The sequence below is a fragment of the Propioniciclava sinopodophylli genome (assembly GCF_004324755.1).
GTDB lineage: Bacteria > Actinomycetota > Actinomycetes > Propionibacteriales > Propionibacteriaceae > Propioniciclava > Propioniciclava sinopodophylli.
Genome location: NZ_SDMQ01000008.1, coordinates 146,464 through 165,598, shown reverse-complemented (window position 1 = coordinate 165,598; position 19,135 = coordinate 146,464). Strand labels below are relative to the sequence as shown.

Sequence of the window (19,135 nt, the reverse complement as noted above, 5' to 3'; positions counted from 1 at the left end):
GGCGCCCGTCCCGATGGGCGGGGATCCCGCTGGTGAACGGGACGGCCCACCCCTGTAGAGTGGCGCCTCGGTGTGCCGGGAAGTCTGGTCGGCGTCCTCTTCGACGCGACCCCTAGGAGCCCCATGACGAACCGATCCCCGCGCCGCATCCTGTCGGTCGGCAGCTACGCCGAGCACCTGCGCGTCGGCGCCCTGCTGCGCCTCGAGACCACAGGCGGCCTGCTCCTGATGGCGGCTGCTGCGATCGCCATCGTCTGGGCGAACTCTCCCGCCGCCGACAGCTACTTCGCCCTGCGCGACCTGCGGGTCGGCCCCGAATCGCTGCACCTGGACCTGAGCCTCGGCGCCTGGGCTGCCGACGGGCTGCTCGCCGTCTTCTTCTTCCTCGTGGGCCTCGAGCTCAAGAACGAGTTCGTGGCCGGCGACCTGCGCGACCCCCGCACGGCAATGGTGCCGATGGTCGCGGCCGCTGCCGGCGTGGCGGTGCCTGCCCTGATCTACATGCTGGCCAACCTGGGCGCACCGGAGACCCTGCGCGGCTGGGCGATCCCGGCCGCCACCGACATCGCCTTCGCCGTGGCCGTCCTCGCCATCGTCGGCACGCACCTTCCCAGCGCGCTGCGCCTGTTCCTGCTCACCCTGGCCGTCGTGGACGACCTGATCGCCATCGTCATCATCGCCGTGGTCTACACCGCCGAGCTCAACCTGGCCGCGCTCGGCCTGTTCCTGGTGCCGGCGGCCGTCTACACGGTGCTGGTGCAGCGGTTCCCGCGCTGGTTCGCCGAGAACCGGTGGGCCCCGTGGGCCATCCTCCTGCCGCTGGCCTTCGTCGCGTGGGCCCTCCTGCACGCCTCTGGCATCCACGCCACGATCGCCGGCGTCCTGCTCGGCTTCGCCACCCCCGTCCGACGCAAGGACCCGGCGTCCGGCCCCGGCAAGGGCCTGGCCATGACGTTCGAGCACAACTACCGCCCCCTGTCGACCGGGTTCGCGGTGCCGGTGTTCGCCTTCTTCTCCGCCGGCGTGGCCGTCGGCGGCTGGGACGGCCTGGTGGACGCCGTCAGCTCGCCGGTCGCCCTGGGCATCATCGGCGGGCTCGTGCTGGGCAAGCCCCTTGGCATCGTCACGTCCACGTTCCTGCTCACGCGGCTGACGCGGGCGAACCTCGACCCCACCATCCGGTGGATCGACCTGGCCGGCGTGGGCCTCCTGGCGGGCATCGGCTTCACCGTCTCGCTCCTGGTGGGCGAGCTCAGCTTCGGGCTGGGCAGTGACGCCGGGGACGCCGCCAAGGTCGGCATCCTGCTCGCGTCCGTGCTGGCGGCCCTCCTCGCCTCGCTGGTGCTGGTGCCCCGCAACCGCCGCTACCGCCGGGCGACCGAGGCCGAGCGACGGGACGCCGACGCCGACGGAATCCCGGACGCCTTCGACGCAGCGCCGCACGACCCCACGATCTCCGCAGAACGCGCCGGCTGACGCGCGGGCGGTCACGTGCGACCGGGTGCACCCAATCCCGATACCCTCACGGCGTGACTCGACAGACTCCGTCGCCCGCCTATTCGGTCCGCCTCCGCCTGCGCATGGTGAACGAGCCCGGCACGCTCGGCACCGTCGCCGTCGCCATCGGCGGCGTGGGGGCCAACATCGTCGCGCTCGAGGGCTTCGTGGTGAAGGGGGCCTACCTCGAGGACGACATCACCATCTACTGCAGCTCGGTGGCGCACCAGGAGGAGGTGCGCGCGGCGATCGAGGCGCTCGACGGGGTCGAAATCGTCGCCTGGGACGACCGCGTCCACAGCCTGCACGAGGGCGGGAAGATCGAGGTGGTCTCAAAGTCCGTGCTCGCCGACATGGACGACCTGGCGATGCTGTACACCCCGGGGGTGGCCCGCGAGTGCCGCGCGATCGCCGCAGACCGCGACCGCTCCTTCACCCACACCATCCGCAAGAACACGGTCGCGATCGTCTCCGACGGCACCGCCGTGCTCGGCCTGGGCAACATCGGCCCGCACGCGGCCATGCCGGTGATGGAGGGCAAGGCACAGCTGTTCAAGCACTTCGGCGGGGTGGACGCCTTCCCGATCTGCATCGACACCACCGACCCGGACGAGATCGTCTCGCTGGTGCAGAAGCTGGAGCCCACCTTCGGCGGGATCAACCTCGAGGACATCGCCGCCCCCCAGGCCTTCGACATCGAGGAGCGGCTGGCGAACTCGATGGACATCCCGGTGTTCCACGACGACCAGCACGGCACCGCGATCGTCGTCGTCGCGGCGCTGATCAGCGCGCTGAAGATCGTCGGCAAGGACATCGCCGACATCAAGCTCGTCACCGCGGGCGTCGGCGCGGCCGGCATCGCCGTGATGAAGATGGTGATGGCGCTCGGGGCCACCCACATCGTCGGCGTCGACCATGCGGGCGTCGTCCACGAGGGCCGGGACGACCTGGACTCCAGCAAGCGCTGGTTCGCCGAGCAGACCAACCCCGAGAACCTGCAGGGGACGATCTCCGACGTGATCGGCGGGGCCGACGTGTTCGTCGGCCTGTCGGCACCCAACGTCCTGACCGTCGAGGACGTCCGCTCGATGGCGCCCGACCCGATCGTGTTCGCGATGGCCAACCCCGACCCGGAGATCCGTCCGGAGCTGATCAAGGACATCGCGGCGGTCATCGCCACCGGGCGCAGCGACTTCCCGAACCAGATCAACAACGTGCTCGCGTTCCCCGGCATGTTCCGGGGGGCACTGGACGCACGCGCGCGGAAGATCACCGAGAGCATGAAGCTGGCGGCCGCGCACGCGATCGCGGAGGTCGTCGCCGACGAACTGCACCCGCAGTACATCATCCCCTCGGCGTTCGACCAGCGTGTGGCACCGGCGGTCGCGGCCGCAGCCCGGGCCGCCGCCGAGGCGGACGGGGTGTGCCGCCCACTCTGAGGTCATTGTCGAAGGTTGCCATCCGTTGGTATCGGATCGGACACCGGCAAGTATGCTTGTCAACGACCGGATCGCGTTGGGGACGATTCTCGGCGCGAGTGGAGGTGGGCATGCAGCGACTGCATCCCGGAGTGGTCCTGGCTGGCCGTTACCGGATGGTAAGGCATGTGGCCTCCGGAGGAATGGGCCAGGTGTGGGAGGCCGTGGACGAGACGCTGGAGCGAACCGTCGCCCTCAAGATCATGCACCCGCACACGCAGGACGAGTTCGCCCTGGTCGAACGTTTCCGTGACGAGGCCCGTTTCGCCGCGCAGCTCTCCCACCCCAACACCGTCACGATCCATGACTTCGGCGAGGATGACGGCCTCGTCTTCCTGGTGATGGAGTACGTGGACGGCCCGACGCTGGGCGGCGTGCTGGCCGCCGGGCCGCTGCCGCCGGCGGACGTCCGCCGCCTGCTGGGCCAGCTGGCGTCCGCGCTGTCGGTGGCCCACGACGCGGGCATCATCCACCGCGACATCAAGCCGGCCAACATCCTTGTCAACGGCGACCAGGCCCAGCTGATGGACTTCGGGATTGCCCGCTCGATCGACGCCGAGGCGCGCACGCTGACCGGGCAGGTGCTCGGCACGGCGCACTACCTCAGCCCTGAGCAGGCCCTGGGCCAGACTGTCGGCCCGGCCACCGACGTCTACGGTCTCGGCGTCCTGGCCCACGAGATGTTGTCGGCCAGCAAGCCGTTCGACAAGGGCACCCCGATCGCTACCGCGCTGGCGCACGTCCGCGAGGAGCCGCCGCCCCTGCCCGAGGGCACCCCGCCCGACCTGGAGTCGATCATCACGGCCTGCCTGGCCAAGGAACCCGGGGACCGCCCCACCGCGGCCCTCATCGCCCACCTCCTCGGCGACCAGGCAGGGCAGACGGCGCTGGCCGCGGCGGCCGAGCCCGTCGACCAGGACGGGACGTTCGCCCTGGACGCGATCCCCCGCCGCGCGCTGCTCGACGACTGACTTCGTCGGGCGCCCGGCGGGGTCAGTCCTGCCGGCTGAAGTCCGTGGTGTGCACGATGAGGTCGCCGGCCTCGTCGCACTCGTCGAGGTCGACCCACGCGTGCAGGGCCCAGTCGTGGTTGCCCTCGGGGTCGGCGATGATCTGGCGCACCTGCCACGTCCGTCCTTTCGGCGTGACGTCGAAGAACCTCGGGCCACGCGCGTCGGCGTCCGTGCCGATCTGGTCGTGCTCGTGCCAGTAGTCGCCCAGGGCATCGTCCCAGTGCCTGCGGGTCATCACCACCGACTGCCCTGTCTCCAGAGAAGCAAGGGCGTCCAGGTCGTCGTCGGCCATCAGTTCGACCCGGCGCCACATCGCGTTGCGGACCAGCACCCGGAACGCCCGCTCGTTGCCGGTCACCGGCCGGCTGGGCGGCGGGGCCTCGTCCAGCGCAACGACCTCCCCACCGGTGAGGCTGGCCAGCTTGTTCCACTCGTCGATGAGCGAGGAGTCGGTGAGGCGGTTGACCTCGCCCAGCCAGGCGATGATGTCGGCGAGTTCCTCGGTGCGGGCCGACTCCGGCACGGTCTGGCGGAGTGCCCGGAAGGCGTCCGACAGGTAGCGCAGCAACAGGCCCTCCGAGCGCTGGACCTTGTAGTGCGCGACGAACTGCCCGAAGGTCATGCCCCGGGAGTACATGTCACGCACGACCGACTTGGGCTTCACCGGCGTCTCCGCCAGCCACGGGTGCCCACCGGCGTACACGGCGTGCGCGTGTTCCAGGAGTTCGGCGAGCGGCTGGGGGTAGGTGACATCGTCGAGGGCGTCCATGCGCTCGTCGTAGTCGAGCCCGTCCGCCTTCATCTCCTGGACGGCCTGGCCACGGGCGATGAACTGCTGCTGGAGCAGGATCACCATGGGGTTCTCCAGTGTGGCCTCGATGACGCTGACCACGTCGAGGGCGTACTCCGGCGATTCGACGTCCAGGGTTTCGATGACCGCCAATGCAAAGGCCGAGAGGGGTTGGTTGAGCGCGAAGTCGCGCTGCAGGTCGACGTCGAGGGCGTAGCGGCGTCCGCCGGAGGTCGGGCGGTCGAGGCGCTCGACCACACCGGCGCGGACGAGCGAGCGGCCCAGCTGCGCGGCCCGCTTGATGAGCCGGCGCCGGGTCGCGGCGTCCGGGTTGACGGAGTCGATGAGGCGGACGACGGCGGCGCCGGTGTCCTCGTCGCGCTGGAGGAGGTTGAGCAGCATGGCGTGGCTCAGGGAGAGCCGCGGGTGGAGTTCCTCCGGCTGGGAATCGATGAGCTTGGTGAATGTCGCCTCGGTGTAGTTGATGAACCCCTCGGGCGGCTGCTTGCGGCGCACCGAGCGGAGCTTCTTCGGGTCGTCGGCGAACTTGGCGACGATGCGGGCGTTCTCGACCTCGTGCTCGGGGGCCTGGGCCACCACGTACCCGACCGTGTCGAAGCCCGCGCGTCCGGCCCGCCCGGCGATCTGGTGGAACTCGCGGCTCCTCAGGACGCGCTGGCGCCGCCCGTCGAACTTGGTCAGCGCACTGAACAGCACGGTGCGGATCGGCACGTTGATGCCCACGCCGAGGGTGTCCGTCCCGCAGATCACCGCGAGCAGGCCGCGCTGGGCCAGCCGCTCGACGAGCCGGCGGTAGCGCGGCAGCATGCCGGCGTGGTGGACGGCGATGCCCGCGCGCAGCAGCTTGGCCAGCGTCTGGCCGAAGCCCGGGGCGAAGCCGAAGCCCTTCAACTCTTCGGCGAGGGTGGCCCGGCGGTCGGGGTCCAGGACACCCTGGCTGAGCAGGGCCTGGGCGCGCTCCACCGCGGCAGCTTGGGTGCCGTGGACGACGTACACCGGGGCTTGGTGCGTCGCGACCAGGTTCCCGATCGTCTCGTGGATCGGGTCGAGTGACCACGTGTAGTTCAACGGCACCGGACGCGTGACGCCGCCGATCACCGCAGTGTCGCGCCCCGTGGTGCGCTCCAGCTGGGTGGCGAGCAGGGACACGTCCCCGAGCGTGGCGGACATGATGAGGAACTGGGCCTGCGGGAGCTCCACGAGCGGAACGTGCCACGCCCAGCCGCGGTCCGGGTCGGCGACGAAGTGGAACTCGTCCATCACCACCTGGCCGACGTCGGCGTCCCGGCCCTCGCGCAGGGCGATGTTGGCCAGGATCTCGGCGGTGCAACACACGACCGGGGCGTCCGCGTTCACCGAGGCGTCGCCCGTGACCATGCCGACGTTCTCGGCGCCGAACGTGTCGACCAGCGCGAAGAACTTCTCGCTGACCAAGGCCTTGATCGGGGCCGTGTAGTACGTGCGCCGGCCCTGCGCGAGCGCCGTGAAGTGCGCCGCGGCCGCGATCAGGGACTTCCCGGAGCCCGTCGGCGTGGTGACGATGACGTTGGAGCCGGTCAGCAGCTCCAGCAGCGCCTCCTCCTGGTGCGGGTAGAGGCTCAGGCCGCTCGCGCTGGTCCAGGCCGCGAAGCCCGCCTCGAGATCGTCGGGGTCGGCGGTGCCGTCGGGCGGGAGGAAGGGGAGCAGCGACATGGCCTCCCCATCCTTCCACACCGCCCGGCGTGTCAGGCGCGCAGCTCCGCCCCGAAGCGCTCGACGGCGACCGCGACGGACGCCTCGCGCACGCCTGCGGCATCCGCGTCGGTCAGCGTGCGGTCGGACGCGCGCAGGCGCAGCGCGAACGCCACCGACTTCTTGCCCTCAGGTACGGGCGCGCCGCGGTAGATGTCGAACAGCCGGACGGACTCCAGCAGCTCTCCCCCGCCCGCGACGACGGCCTCCTGCAGGTCGGCGACCGGGACGGACTCGTCGACGATCAGCGCGATGTCCTCCTTGGCGACGGGCTGCGACGAAACCGGGGTGAGGACGCCCGCGCCGTCGAACAGGCTGACCAGCAGGTCGAGGTCGATCTCGACCGCCGCGGTGCGCGTCGGCAGGTCGAACGCCTTGACGACGCTGGGGTGCAGCTCGCCGGCGTAGCCGATGACCTCCTCGCCGACTACGAGCTCGGCGCACCGCCCGGGGTGCCACGGCGCCTGCTGGGCGCTGCGGCGCTCGAGGCGGACGCCGACCACCGCGGCGGCGATCTCGGCGAACGCGATGGCCTGGGTCCAGGACGCCAGGGTCGCGGCACCCTGCCAGCCTGCGGGCATCCACGCGCCGGTCAGGACCGCCGCGAGGTTCCGCGGCTGCCACGGGATGGCGCGCTCGATGGCCTCGAGCTCCTCGTCCGACGGGCGGCCGTCCACGCTGGGCAGCGGGGCCGCCTCGCCGGTCTCGGAGGCGAAGAAGACGCGGCCGGCCTCGAACAGGGCCAGATCGTCGGCGCCGCGGGACGCGTTCCGCGCCACGGCCCCGAAGAGGCCGGGCAGGATCGTCGTACGCAGCAGCGGTGCGGTCTCTGCCAGCGGGTTCGTCAGCGCGACCGTGCGGCGGCGCGGATCGTCGGCGTCCAGGCCCAGCGCGTCCGCGTCGGCGGCCGAGGCCCACGGGAAGGTGAGCACCTCGACGAAGCCTGACGCCGCGAGCGCCCGCCCGATGGCCCGGCGGAGCTTCTGCTCGGTCGTGTAGCCTCGCCCGACGGGCGCGGCCGGGACGACGGAGGGCAGGTGCTCGTAGCCGACCTTGATGCCGACCTCCTCGACGTAGTCGTAGGGGTCGACCAGGTCGGCGCGCCACGACGGCGGCGTCAGGGTGAGCGTGTCCCCGTCGCGGGCGACCTCCACCCCGGAGGCGGTCAGGATCTCGACGACGCGGTCGGCGGCCACCGGCATGCCGAGGATCCGCTCGGGCAGGCCCGCGTCGATGGTCTGCACCGGCATGGCCGGGACCTCACCGGCGACCGTCTCGGCCGCGAGGCGTCCGCCACCGAGCTCGATGAGCAGGTCGGCCACACGGCGGGCGGCGCCGTAGGCGGCCCCCGGGTCGACCGAGCGCTCGAAGCGGCGCGAGGCCTCCGAACCCAGCTTGTGCCGGCGCGAGGTGCGCGCGATCGAGACCGGGTCGAAGTTGGCGGCCTCGATCACGATGCGGGTCGTGGTGTCGCGCAGCTCGGTGTCCTCGCCGCCCATGACGCCGGCGATACCGATGGGGCCGCGGTCGTCGGTGATGACGAGGTCGGCCTCGTCCAGCGTGCGCACGACGTCGTCGAGGGTGGTGATCCTCTCCCCCGGCTTCGCCTGGCGCACCACGATCGCGCCCTGGAGGGTGTCGGCGTCATAGCAGTGGTTCGGCTGGCCGGTCTCGAGCATCACGTAGTTGGAGATGTCGACGCTCAACGAGATCGAGCGCATGCCGCAGGCCGATAGGCGCTGCTTCATCCAAGCCGGCGACTCGGCGGCGGGGTCGAAGCCCTCGACGGTCAGCGCCACGAACAGCGGGCAGGCCTCCGACTCCAGCACGACCGGGTGGCCGCCCTGACTCGGGGCCGGCGTGGCGTGGGCGATGACGTCGCGGTAGGCGACGTGGAGGGCCTGGGACGCCTCGCGGGCCAGGCCGCGCACGCTCAGGCAGTGGCCCATGTCGGGCGTGACCGGCATGTCGAGGACGTCGTCGGAGACGCCCATGGCCTCCAGTGCCGGGGCGCCGATGGTCCAGGGGTTGCCCTCGTCGTCGACCTCGCCGAGCACGATGATGCCGGCGTGGTCGTCGCCCAGGCCCAGCTCGTCCTCGGCGCAGATCATGCCGTCGGAGACGTGGCCGTAGGTCTTGCGCGAGCCGATCGGGAACGGGCCGGGCAGCGTGGCGCCGGGAAGCGCGACCACGACGTGGTCACCGGGGGCGAAGTTCAGCGCGCCGCAGATCACGCCGCGGGGCCAGTAGGCGCCGGGACCCTCTGCGGATCCTGAGGTGCGAGCGTCAGCGAGCCTCGAAGGGCGCAGCTCAGGGACCTCGCCGCCCTTGACGAGCGGGGCGGGCGGGGACTTCGGGGCATGCTCGGGGCCGACGTCGACGTGGCACCAGCGGATGGTTTTGCCGTTCTTCTGCGGCTCCTCGACGAAGTCGACGACGCGGCCGATGACGACCGGGCCGGACACGTCGCCGCCGATGGCCTCGACCTGCTCGACCTCCAGCCCGACGCTGACCAGGGCGTCCGCCAGCTGCCACGCGGACAGCCCGGCGGGCAGGTCGGCGTACTCGGCGATCCAGCTCTTCGTCGCCCTCATCGGGCCTCTCCCTTCAGCATCCGGGCGAACCGGACGTCTCCCTCGACCATGTCGCGCATGTCCTCGGCGTTGTTGCGGAACATCAGCGTGCGCTCGATGCCCATGCCGAACGCGAACCCCGAGTACTCGCTCGAGTCGACGCCGGCGGCCTTCAGCACCCGCGGGTTGACCACACCGCAGCCGCCCCACTCGATCCAGCCCTCGCTGCGGCAGGTCTTGCAGGGGGCGTCCGGGTTGCCCACCGAGGCACCGTGGCAAACGAAGCACTCGAGGTCGTACTCGGCGCTCGGCTCGGTGAACGGGAAGTAGTTGGGGCGGAAGCGCGTCCGGATGTCGCCGAACATCTCCTTGGCCAGGTGGTCGAGGGTGCCCTTGAGGTGGGCCATGGTGATGCCCTTGTCGACGCACAGGCCCTCGATCTGGTGGAAGACCGGCACGTGCGTGGCGTCGAACTCGTCGGCGCGGTAGACCTTGCCCGGGCACACCACGTAGACGGGCAACTCGCGGTCGAGCAGCGACCGGATCTGCACCGGCGAGGTGTGCGTGCGCATGACGACGTGGCTGTCGCCCTCGCCGTCGGCCGACGCGACGAACAGCGTGTCGGACTCTCCGCGCGCCGGGTGGTCGGCGCTGATGTTGAGGGCGTCGAAGTTGAGCCACTCGGCCTCGGCCTCGGGGCCCTCGGCGATCTCCCAGCCCATGGCGACGAACACGTCGCTCATCAGGTCGATCAGGCCGGTGATCGGGTGGATCGCGCCCTGGGGGGCGAGCGCGACCGGCAGCGTCACGTCAACGGCCTCGGACGCCAGCGCCTGCTCGAGCTCGGCGGCCTCGACGGCCGCCTGACGCTCGGCCAGGGCGGCGTTGATGCGGCCTCGGGCAGCGCCCATCCGCTGGCCGGCATCCTTGCGTGCGGCCGGCGGGAGCGCGCCGATCTCGCGGTTGGCCAGCGCGATCGGCGACTTCTCGCCGGCGTGGGCCAGGCGGGCCTCCTTGAGCGCGGCGCTGCTGGACGCCGCGGAGAACGCCGCGAGGGCGTCCGCGACGATGGCGTCCAGGGACTCGGCGCTCAGCGCGGCCACCTGCTTCGGGTCGTAGTTGTCGTTCGGCCCCGACATGGGCCCTCCTTGTCGATTTCGTTCGTGCTTCCTCGGCCGGGCCGGAGCCCTGGGCGGTCAGTTCGAGGCGCGCTGCGCGGACGCCGAGGCGTACAGGCAGATCGCTGCGGCGGTGGCCAGGTTGAGGGACTCGGCGTGGCCGTAGATCGGCACCGCTACCGTGTTGTCGGCCAGCGCCAGGTGCTCGCTGGGCAGGCCCCAGGCCTCGTTGCCCATCACCCACGCGGTGGGCCGGGACAGCTCGGCGTCGAGGTCGCTCAGGTCGACCCCGGCCTCGCCGTCGGTCGCGAACACCTGCAGCCCGGCGGCGCGGCAGGCATCGATCGCCTGCTCCAGGTCGACGCCGGTGACGATCGGCAGGTGGAAGATGCTGCCCACGCTGGCCCGCACGGTCTTCGGGTTGTAGACCTCGACCGAGTCGGTGGAGAGGATCACCGCGTCCGCACCGAAGGCGTCAGCGCATCGGATGACGGTCCCCGCGTTGCCGGGGTCACGGATCTGGGCGCAGATGACGATGAGGCCCACGTCCTTGCGACGGTGCTTCTTCTTCTCCTTCGACGGGTCCTTGCGCTTGGTGCCCAGCACCTCCGACAGGCTCACGTCGATGTTGCGGGCGACCGCGATGACGCCCTGGGGGGTCACCGTGTCGGACATGGTCGCGAGGTTCTGCTCGCTCACCGCGTAGACCGGGACGTCGCTCTCGCGCGCGAGTTCGACCAGGTCGACGTTGTCGTGCGCGCTGGCCCAGCGGATGAACAACCACTTCACGACGCCGGGCGCCTTGAGCGCCTCCCGGACGGCCTGGCGGCCCTCGACGAGGAACTCACCGATCTCCTTGCGCTCCTTGCGGCGCAGCAGCCGGCGCGCCTCGCGCAGCACGGCCTGGCTCGGTTCGTCCAGCTCGATCCGGTCAGTGGTCATCGCTTCCATCCTCACTCTTGCGCACGTTCACCTTGCCACACGTCCCTGACGCGGAAGCGGCAGCCCCCGGTGGTGGACCGGGGGCTGCCGCTCGGCGTGGAGTGGAACGACCTCAGGCGGCCGCAGGCTGGTTGGCCTTGGCCAGATCGACGAGCTTCGCGAACGCGTTCTCGTCGGTGACGGCCAGGTCAGCCAGGATCTTGCGGTCGACCTCAACGCCGGCGGCCTTGAGGCCCGAGATGAACCGGTTGTAGGTCATGCCGTTGGCACGGGCAGCCGCGTTGATGCGCTGGATCCAGAGCGAGCGGAAGTCGCCCTTCTTGTCCTTGCGGTGGGCGTAGCTGTACGTGTAGCTGTGGAGCACCTGCTCCTTGGCCTTGCGGTAGAGGCGCGAACGCTGCCCCCGGTAGCCGGACGCAATCTCCAGCACCTCGCGGCGCTTCTTCGCCGCGTTCACTGCGCGCTTGACGCGAGCCATGATGTATCTCCTTGTGTCTTACGAAGTTCTGGGGATTGCGGGTCAGAGACCGAGCAGACGGCGCGCCGTCTTGGTGTCGGCGGGGCTGAGCTGAACGTCGCTGCTCAGGCGGCGGGTGCGCTTGGTGGGCTTGTGCTCGTTGAGGTGCCGCTTGCCGGCGCGCTGGCGCATCAGCTTGCCGCCGCCGGTGACCCGGATCCGCTTCTTCGCACCGGAGTGCGTCTTCATCTTCGGCATGGCGCCGCTCTCTTTCTTCTCGTGAACTCGCGTTCGTGCGCCCAGCCGCGTGCGCGGCTCGGGCCGGGTCTGACTTACAGGTCGATGTCGGGGTCCAGGTTGTCGGCCGGGCCCCGCTTCTTCTTCGGCTGGGCAGCAGCCTGCTCCGCGGCGCGGTGCTCGGCGAGCTGGCGCGACTCCTCCTCGGCGGCCGCCTTGCGCTGCGACATGCGCGCCTCCTTGGCCGCCTCGCCCTCGGCACGGGCCTCGGCCTTCTTGCGGGTCGGGGCGAGCACCATGAGCATGTTGCGGCCGTCCTGGCGCGGCTGGCTCTCGACGGTGCCGTCCTCGGCGACGTCCTCGGCCAGCTTCTTCAGCAGGTTGAAGCCGAGCTCGGGGCGGCTCTGCTCGCGACCGCGGAACATGATGGTGATCTTCACCTTGTCGCCACCCTTGAGGAAGCGCACGACGTGACCCTTCTTGGTCTCGTAGTCGTGTCCGTCGATCTTCGGGCGGAGCTTCATCTCCTTGATGACGGTGTTCGCCTGGTTCTTGCGGCTCTCACGCGCCTTCTGCGCGGACTCGTACTTGAACTTGCCGTAGTCCATGAGCTTGGCGACCGGCGGCCGGGCCTGGGCCGCGACCTCGACCAAGTCGAGGTCGGCCTCACGAGCCAGGCGCAGGGCGTCCTCGATGCGCACGATGCCGACCTGCTCGCCGTTGGGGCCGACGAGCCGGACCTCGTTCACATGGATGCGGTCGTTGATGCGCGGTTCGGTGCTGATGTGGTCCTCCATGGTTCGTGGATGGGTGGGCCGACCGAACGAAAAAGGCCTCCGCAACGCGGAAGCCCAAGCCGACGGCACTCACCCCGTTGCCGGGGGCACCTGGACCCGATCAGCAGTGCTGAGGCGGGTGGGAGCTTGGCGACTCCACTTGTCACGGACGCACCCTGACGGGCGGTCGAACCAGACCATGATAGCGGACGCGCCGCGCCTCGCCCAATCAGGGGCTCAGGCGCCCTCGGCCGGTCCGGGCGGGTCGGCGTCGGCCGTCCGGTCGAGGAACATCCAGCCAAAGCCGCCGTCGGGCAACTCCACGAGGCGGTGGCCCTTGGCCAGCTCCTCGATCACAGCGGCCTCGATGACCACCGGGTGCGGGCCGGGCAGGTCGATGAGGACGGCGGCGGACTTCGTCTCGACCGCCGTGGCAGCGACGTCGTCGAGCGTGCAGGGCACGGGGCGGGCGTCCGGCTTCCACGCCTGGAGGGAGTCGATGCCGGTGAAGACGGGGACGGCCGTGGCGCCGGCGTCCGACCGGACCAGGACGGCGGCCATCTCGGCGTGGCGGTCGGGGTCCGGCCCGGACCCGGGCTCCCCCTCGTCGCCCGCAGCGACGATGGGTAGAAGGAGGCGCGCGGTGCACAGGGCGGCGATCGCGCGGTGGTAGTTCGTGCCGCCGGCGTACGCCTCGGCCAGGATCGCGCGCAACTCGGGGTCGGGGTGTCCGTGGTCACCGGCGAAAACGGCGTTGGGCTGTCCGAGCGTCCTCATGGTTTCCACGGTCCCACAACCGGGGCCACCCCCCAAACCGGTTTCGCTGGTTGCCCGTAGGCTGGTGGGCATGATGGACCCCAACGTGCTCCACCTGGTCGTCGCAGGTGTACTGACCCTCGTCTTCGTCGTGATCACCGCCCTGATCTGGTCACGCGCCCAGGTGAAGACCGTCTTCTGGTGGCTGGGGCTGACCCTGTTGCCGCTGGGGGTGTACTTCCTGGGTCTGGGCCCGGCGGTGACCGGCGCGTGGCAGACGCTCGGCGCCTGGGCCGCCGGCCTGCAGCTCACCCCCATGGTCTGGGCCGGCATCGCGCTGGCGGGGCTCTCGGCGCTGCTGATGTTCGGCTCCCGGCTCATCCCGTCGGAGTCCCGCAAGGACCGCCGCGCGGCGGCGAAGACGGCCCGGGACAAGAGGGAGGCCACCGGCGGGTCCCGTCCGGCCGTGGCGTCCCGGCCGACCGCGCAGCCCACGTCCGCCCCGGCTCGTCCGGCCGCCCAGCGGCCTCAGGCGTCCGGTGGCGACGCGGAGTTCGACGAGATCGCGGAGCTGCTCCGCAAGCGCGGCATCAACTGACGCCGCGGCCGCCTCAACGGTGTGCGGGGATGTACTTCGCGGCGACCGCTCGGAGCTCCTCGACCTGGCGCTGGGCCAGCGGCCCGTCGGAGCGCTGGATGCCCAGCAGGGCGCGGTCGGAGTCGTCGGTCAGCTCGACGAACGCCCAGTGGTCGGCGGGCCGGTAGCGGAGGGAGGCCACCTCCGACCAGGGCACCTCGCGGGTGTTGAGCCCGTTGCGGAATTTCAGGCCCTGGGGGCCCGCCTTGACGTAGCCGAGGGCGACGGACCAGACGATGCCGAGCATGAAGAGCACGAAGAACGCCAGGGTCGCGATCTGGAACTCGGTGAACAGCACCCGGATGCTGAGCGGCAGCATGAACCAGCCGAAGAGCGCACCGCCGCCGAGCACCACGGTCCAGATGGACGCCTGGCGCCGGATCATGTGCGGGTGTGCCTCAAACTCCCAATTCTGCTCAGCCATGGGCTCAGAGCCTACAAGCCGCGATGTCGGTGACGAGGATGCCCTCGGCCCCGACGTTCCACAGCTCGTCCATGATCATCGGCGCGTCCTTGGCCGGGATCATGGCGCGGACGGCCAGCCAGCCCTCGCGGGCCAGGTGCGACACCGTCGGGCTGTCGATGCCCGGGGTGATGGCGCTGGCGCGCTCCAGATTCGCCGCGGCGACGTTGTAGTCGACCATCTTGTAGTTGCGGGCCGTCATGACGCCGGCGAGGCGGCGCATGAGCAGGTCGAGGCCCGGGTGCCGCTCCACGCCGTTGGGCTGGATCACGATGGCCTCGGAGATCAGGATCGGCTCGCCGAACATCTCCAGGCCCGCGCGCTTGAGGGTCGAGCCGGTCTCGACGACGTCGGCCACGGCGTCCGCCACCCCGAGCTTGACCGCGGACTCGACCGCGCCATCCAGCTTGATGAGGCGGGCCTTGATGCCGCGCTCGGCCAGCCAGGCCCCCAGAAGGCCCGGGTAAGAGGTGGCGATCCGCTTGCCGTCAAGATCGCTCAGCGTCCACGTGGAGCCGCCGGGGGCGGCGAAGCGGAACTTCGTTCCGCCGAAGCCCAGGGCGAGCACCTCGTTGGCGGTGGCGCTGGAATCGAGCAGCATGTCGCGGCCGGTGAAGCCCAGGTCGAGCGTGCGCTCCCCCACGTAGACGGCGATGTCGCGTGGGCGCAGGTAGTAGAACTCGACGCCGTTGGCCTCGTCGAGGAGCACGAGGTCCTTGGAGTCGGCGCGCTGCTTGTAGCCCGCCTCGGTGAGCATGGCATGGGTCGCCTCGGCCAGGGACCCCTTGTTGGGCACGGCGATGCGGAGCAACGGACGGTCGTTCACTTCAGGACCCCTCACAGGTAGCGGTAGACGTCGTCGAGCGTGAGCCCCTTGGCGATCATGAGTACCTGCGTGTGGTACAGCAGCTGGCTGATCTCCTCGGCCGTCTCCGCGTCCGACTGGAACTCGGCGGCCATCCAGGACTCGGCGGCCTCCTCAAGCACCTTCTTGCCGATGAAGTGGACGCCGGCGTCCAGCTCACGCACGGTGCCCGACCCCTCCGGTCGGGAGACCGCCTTCTCGCTGAGCTCTGCGAACAACTCCTCGAACGACTTCACGGCTCGCGAGCCTACCCGTCAGACCCGAACGCCCAGCAGGGCGTCCACCGTCATCAGCACGTCGCCGACGGCGTCGGTCTCGTCCGACTCGACGGCCGCCGAGGCCGCCACCCAGGCGTCCACGGCGGCCAGCGCGGCGGGGGCGTCGAGGTCGTCGCGCAGGGCGTCCCGGATGGCCTGGATCGTCTCGGTCGCGGGGAAGGCGGTGGCGTTGTTGGCGATGGCGCGCCACGCGGCCAGCCGCTCGGTGGCGCGGGCCAGGTCGGCGTCGGTGTACTCCCAGTCGGAGCGGTAGTGGTGGTCGAGCAGCACCAGGCGGATCGCCATCGGGTCGACGCCGGCGGCGCGCAGCTTCGAGACGAGGACGAGGTTGCCCTTGGACTTGCTCATCTTCTCGCCGTCGTAGCCGACCATGCCGCCGTGCACGTAGGCGCGGGCGAACGGCTGGCCGGTCGCCGCCGTCCCCTCGGCGGCGCTCATCTCGTGGTGCGGGAAGACGAGGTCGGAGCCGCCGCCCTGCACGTCGAAGGCCTCGCCGAGGTGCTCCAGCGCGATGGCGGTGCACTCGATGTGCCAGCCCGGGCGTCCGTGGCCGAGCGCCGAGTCCCAGCTGGGCTCGCCGTCACGGGCCAGACGCCAGACGAGGCAGTCGAGGGCGTCCCGCTTGCCGGGGCGGTCGGGGTCCCCGCCGCGCTCGCCGAAGACGGCCAGGGCGGCCTCGCGGTCGAGGTTGCCGACCGAGCCGAAGCCGGGGGCGGCGCTGCTGGCGAAGTACCAGTCGGGGTGCTCGGGGTCGTCGACCTGGTAGACGAGGCCGGACGGGACGAGGCGCTGGATCAGCTCGACCACCAGCGGGATGGACTCGACGGCGCCGATGTAATCGCGAGGCGGGATGACCCGGAGGGCCTCCATGTCGGTGCGGAACAACTGGGTCTGGTCCGCGGCGAGCTCCACCCAGTCGATGCCGGTGGCCTCGGCGCGCTCCAGGAGCGGGTCGTCCACGTCGGTCACGTTCTGGGTGTAGTGGACGTCCAGGCCGGCGTCCAGCCACGTGCGGTGCAGCAGGTCGAAGGCGACGTAGGTGTTGGCATGGCCGAGGTGGGTCGCGTCGTAAGGCGTGATGCCGCAGACGTACAGGCGCGCCTGTGCGTCCGACCCGGGCGGGGGTCCGACCTCGACGAGCTGACCGGTGGCGGTGTCGTGCACACGCGGACGCCGCGGATCCGGCGTGAGGGTGGGGACGTCGGGGCGGGACCACGCCTTCATGGAACTCCTCGCGGATCGAGCCGCACGACACCCTGCCGCGCGGGGGCAAGCCTAACCCGGTCGCCGGGGGCTACTCTGGGCCCGCCCATGGTGCCGAGACGAAGGATGGGGCAGGCATGTTGGAGTGGTGGCAATCAGTGATCCTCGGCGTGGTCGAAGGCGTCACCGAGTTCCTCCCGATCAGCTCGACCGGGCACCTGACCGTCGTCGAGAAGTTGATGGGCCTGCCCATCAACGACCCGTCCGTGACCGCCTACACCGCGATCATCCAGATCGGCGCGATGGTCGCCTCGATCGTCTACTTCTGGTCCGACATCATCCGGATCGCGGGGGCGTGGTTCGCGGGCCTTGCCGACAAGGCCAAGCGAGGCCCGGACTTCCAGCTGGGCTGGGCCGTCATCGCCGGCTTCACCGTGACCGCCGTGGTCGCGCTGCTGCTGAGGGACCTGGTCGAGGGCCCCCTGCGGTCGCTGTGGTTCGTCGTGGGCGGCCTTCTCCTGTGGAGCGTCCCCATGTTCATCGGCGACCGGGTCGGCAAGCAGAACCGCGGCGAGGACTCCATCACCTGGAAGGACGGCGCCATCCTCGGCCTCATCCAATGCCTCTCCCTGGTGCCGGGCGTCAGCCGCTCGGGCGCGACGATCACCGGCGGGCTCTTCCTCGGCATCGACCGGATCACGGCGACCCGCATGTCCTTCTTCCTCGGCATCCCGACGCTGGTCGCCGCGGGCATGTTCCAGGCCGCCACGTCGGCGTCCAGCATCGCGGCGCCGGGCGGCATCGGCTGGGTCGCGACCATCATCGGCATCGTCGTGTCCTTCGTCGTGGCGTACGCGTCCATCGCGTGGCTGCTCAAGTTCGTCGCCACCAACGACTTCACCGCGTTCGTCATCTACCGCGTGATCGTCGGCCTCGTCATCGGTGGGCTGCTGCTCGCCAACGTGATCTCGCCCGTCTGACCGGTCGCTAGGGTGGCCGCCATGCAACGGCGAAGTGTGGGCACGAGCGGCCTGACCGTGGGTCGGGCCGGGTTGGGCACCATGACCTGGGGGCGCGACACGCGCTTCGAGGACGCCCGCGCCCTGCTCCGCGCCTTCGTCGCCGCAGGCGGCGACCTGGTCGACAGCGCGCCCGCCTACTCGCGCGGCGAGGCGGAGCGGATGATCGGCAAGCTGCTGCGCACGGAGATCCACCGCGACGACGTGGTGCTGGCCACCAAGGCCGGGTTCACGTTCCGCGACGGCGTGCGGGTGGTCGACACCTCCCGCCGCGTCCTGCTGGACGACCTGCACGAGTCGCTGCGCCGGCTGGGCACCGACCACATCGACGTCTGGCAGGTGCACGCCTGGGGGCAGGCCCCGCTCGAGGAGACCCTCGCCGCCCTCGACCACGCGGTGTCGACCGGCGTCGTGCGCTACGCGGGCGTGTCGAACTTCGTCGGTTGGCAGACGGCAGCCGCTTCGACGTGGCAGTCGGCGTTCCCCGGGCGGGCGCGGCTGGTGAGCAACCAGGTCGAGTACTCGCTGCTGGCCCGCCGAGCCGAGGTCGAGGTCCTGCCCGCCCTGCGCCACTTCGAGATGGGCTTCTTCCCGTGGTCCCCCATGGGCCGCGGCGTCCTCACCGGCAAGTACCGCGGCGGGGTGCCCCGCGACTCGCGGGCGGCGACGACGCACTTCGGGTGGTACGTCGAGCCCTACCTCGAGGCCCGCTCGCGCGCCGTGGTCGAGGCGGTGGCGAAGGCCGCCGACGGACTCGGGGTGTCGCCGCTGCAGGTGGCGTGGCTGTGGGTCCGGGACGCCCCGGGCGTGACCGCTCCCCTGCTCGGCGCCCGGACCGCCGCCCAGTTCACCCCCTACCTCGAGGCGGAGTCGATGTCCCTACCGCCGGAGATCGCCGCTGCTCTCGACGACGTGTCGGGCGGCCCCAACGAGGCACGCACCACCTGAACCACCCTTGACGCCGATCCCGCGCAGACGATGACGCCGACACGCCCCACGCGATGCGCCAGGTCGCCGTGACGCTGCACTGGACGATCGGCTTCCCAGGCACGGGGCGACCGGACTCGCGGCGCGGAACTGTCAGTGGCCGAGGCTCGTTTTGGCCGGGGCGGCAAGGGCGCGCTATAGTTACCGGGCTGTCGGGGAGACCCGGCCGACACCTTGCGCGGGTGGCGGAATTGGCAGACGCGCTAGCTTGAGGTGCTAGTACCCGTTCTAGGGTGTGGAGGTTCAAGTCCTCTCTCGCGCACAACACAGAACCCCCGGTCTCGACCGGGGGTT

Annotated in this window: 18 protein-coding genes and 1 tRNA gene; 7 read left to right on the top strand and 12 right to left on the bottom strand. The window is 70.9% G+C overall.

Annotated elements, in window-relative coordinates; genetic code table 11:
- Window positions 1–123 precede the first annotated feature (123 nt).
- The 3 genes from nhaA to ET989_RS09515 all read left to right on the top strand — a co-directional run bounded on the left by nhaA (window position 124) and on the right by ET989_RS09515 (window position 3,946).
- Window positions 124–1,476: a Na+/H+ antiporter NhaA gene (gene nhaA / locus ET989_RS09525; RefSeq protein WP_131168300.1), complete on the top strand. Its 1,353-nt coding sequence runs from the start codon at window positions 124–126 to the stop codon at window positions 1,474–1,476.
- 53 nt (window positions 1,477–1,529) lie between these two features.
- Window positions 1,530–2,936 (top strand): NAD-dependent malic enzyme, encoded by a 1,407-nt coding sequence (locus ET989_RS09520; RefSeq protein ID WP_131168299.1) that lies wholly within the window; start codon window positions 1,530–1,532, stop codon window positions 2,934–2,936.
- A 110-nt stretch (window positions 2,937–3,046) separates the two neighbouring features.
- Entirely contained in the window at window positions 3,047–3,946 is a 900-nt protein-coding gene (locus ET989_RS09515; RefSeq protein ID WP_131168298.1) for a serine/threonine-protein kinase, read from the top strand.
- Between the two features lie 22 nt (window positions 3,947–3,968).
- On the opposite strand, the gene ET989_RS09510 is transcribed toward ET989_RS09515, so the two are convergent.
- From ET989_RS09510 to ET989_RS14950, 8 genes are all read right to left on the bottom strand, one after another.
- Window positions 3,969–6,491: a DEAD/DEAH box helicase gene (locus tag ET989_RS09510; protein WP_131168297.1), complete on the bottom strand. Its 2,523-nt coding sequence runs from the start codon at window positions 6,489–6,491 to the stop codon at window positions 3,969–3,971.
- A 32-nt stretch (window positions 6,492–6,523) separates the two neighbouring features.
- Window positions 6,524–9,124, bottom strand: a complete 2,601-nt coding sequence (gene pheT, locus ET989_RS09505) for a phenylalanine--tRNA ligase subunit beta (protein WP_131168296.1) — start codon at window positions 9,122–9,124, stop codon at window positions 6,524–6,526.
- Window positions 9,121–10,242, bottom strand: a complete 1,122-nt coding sequence (pheS, locus tag ET989_RS09500; RefSeq protein ID WP_131168295.1) for a phenylalanine--tRNA ligase subunit alpha — start codon at window positions 10,240–10,242, stop codon at window positions 9,121–9,123. Before pheS ends, pheT begins: the two co-directional genes overlap by 4 nt.
- Before the next feature lie 57 nt (window positions 10,243–10,299).
- Window positions 10,300–11,163 carry a TrmH family RNA methyltransferase gene (locus tag ET989_RS09495; RefSeq protein ID WP_131168294.1) on the bottom strand — a complete coding sequence of 288 codons (864 nt, stop codon included), beginning with the start codon at window positions 11,161–11,163 and terminating at the stop codon, window positions 10,300–10,302.
- A gap of 112 nt (window positions 11,164–11,275) precedes the next feature.
- Complete coding sequence (rplT, locus tag ET989_RS09490; RefSeq protein WP_131168293.1) at window positions 11,276–11,641, bottom strand: 50S ribosomal protein L20; 366 nt, start codon at window positions 11,639–11,641, stop codon at window positions 11,276–11,278.
- Between the two features lie 42 nt (window positions 11,642–11,683).
- Complete coding sequence (gene rpmI / locus ET989_RS09485) at window positions 11,684–11,878, bottom strand: 50S ribosomal protein L35 (protein ID WP_131168292.1); 195 nt, start codon at window positions 11,876–11,878, stop codon at window positions 11,684–11,686.
- A 74-nt stretch (window positions 11,879–11,952) separates the two neighbouring features.
- Complete coding sequence (gene infC / locus ET989_RS09480) at window positions 11,953–12,654, bottom strand: translation initiation factor IF-3 (protein ID WP_131168291.1); 702 nt, start codon at window positions 12,652–12,654, stop codon at window positions 11,953–11,955.
- Window positions 12,655–12,870: 216 nt separating this feature from the next.
- Window positions 12,871–13,410: an SseB family protein gene (locus tag ET989_RS14950; protein ID WP_165490105.1), complete on the bottom strand. Its 540-nt coding sequence runs from the start codon at window positions 13,408–13,410 to the stop codon at window positions 12,871–12,873.
- A 70-nt stretch (window positions 13,411–13,480) separates the two neighbouring features.
- On the opposite strand from ET989_RS14950, the gene ET989_RS14945 reads away from it, so the two are divergent.
- Window positions 13,481–13,987 (top strand): hypothetical protein, encoded by a 507-nt coding sequence (locus ET989_RS14945; protein ID WP_165490104.1) that lies wholly within the window; start codon window positions 13,481–13,483, stop codon window positions 13,985–13,987.
- A gap of 13 nt (window positions 13,988–14,000) precedes the next feature.
- On the opposite strand, the gene ET989_RS09465 is transcribed toward ET989_RS14945, so the two are convergent.
- From ET989_RS09465 to mshC, 4 genes are read right to left on the bottom strand one after another with little or no spacing between them, the layout of a single operon-like run.
- The gene (locus ET989_RS09465) at window positions 14,001–14,450 is read right to left on the bottom strand and encodes a PH domain-containing protein (RefSeq protein WP_131168288.1); all 450 of its coding nucleotides are present in this window, start codon (window positions 14,448–14,450) and stop codon (window positions 14,001–14,003) included.
- A gap of 4 nt (window positions 14,451–14,454) precedes the next feature.
- On the bottom strand, window positions 14,455–15,300 hold the full coding sequence (gene hisG, locus ET989_RS09460) for an ATP phosphoribosyltransferase (protein WP_421958221.1): 846 nt from the start codon (window positions 15,298–15,300) through the stop codon (window positions 14,455–14,457).
- Between the two features lie 26 nt (window positions 15,301–15,326).
- Window positions 15,327–15,590: a phosphoribosyl-ATP diphosphatase gene (locus ET989_RS09455; RefSeq protein WP_131168286.1), complete on the bottom strand. Its 264-nt coding sequence runs from the start codon at window positions 15,588–15,590 to the stop codon at window positions 15,327–15,329.
- Between the two features lie 18 nt (window positions 15,591–15,608).
- Window positions 15,609–16,856 (bottom strand): cysteine--1-D-myo-inosityl 2-amino-2-deoxy-alpha-D-glucopyranoside ligase, encoded by a 1,248-nt coding sequence (gene mshC, locus ET989_RS09450; protein WP_131168285.1) that lies wholly within the window; start codon window positions 16,854–16,856, stop codon window positions 15,609–15,611.
- A 119-nt stretch (window positions 16,857–16,975) separates the two neighbouring features.
- Between mshC and ET989_RS09445 the strand changes: the two genes are divergently transcribed.
- From ET989_RS09445 to ET989_RS09435, 3 genes are all read left to right on the top strand, one after another.
- Window positions 16,976–17,815 (top strand): undecaprenyl-diphosphate phosphatase, encoded by an 840-nt coding sequence (locus ET989_RS09445; protein ID WP_131168332.1) that lies wholly within the window; start codon window positions 16,976–16,978, stop codon window positions 17,813–17,815.
- A gap of 21 nt (window positions 17,816–17,836) precedes the next feature.
- Entirely contained in the window at window positions 17,837–18,802 is a 966-nt protein-coding gene (locus ET989_RS09440) for an aldo/keto reductase (protein ID WP_131168284.1), read from the top strand.
- Between the two features lie 215 nt (window positions 18,803–19,017).
- Window positions 19,018–19,103: transfer RNA gene (locus ET989_RS09435), tRNA-Leu, on the top strand.
- The last annotated feature ends 32 nt before the right edge of the window (window positions 19,104–19,135 follow it).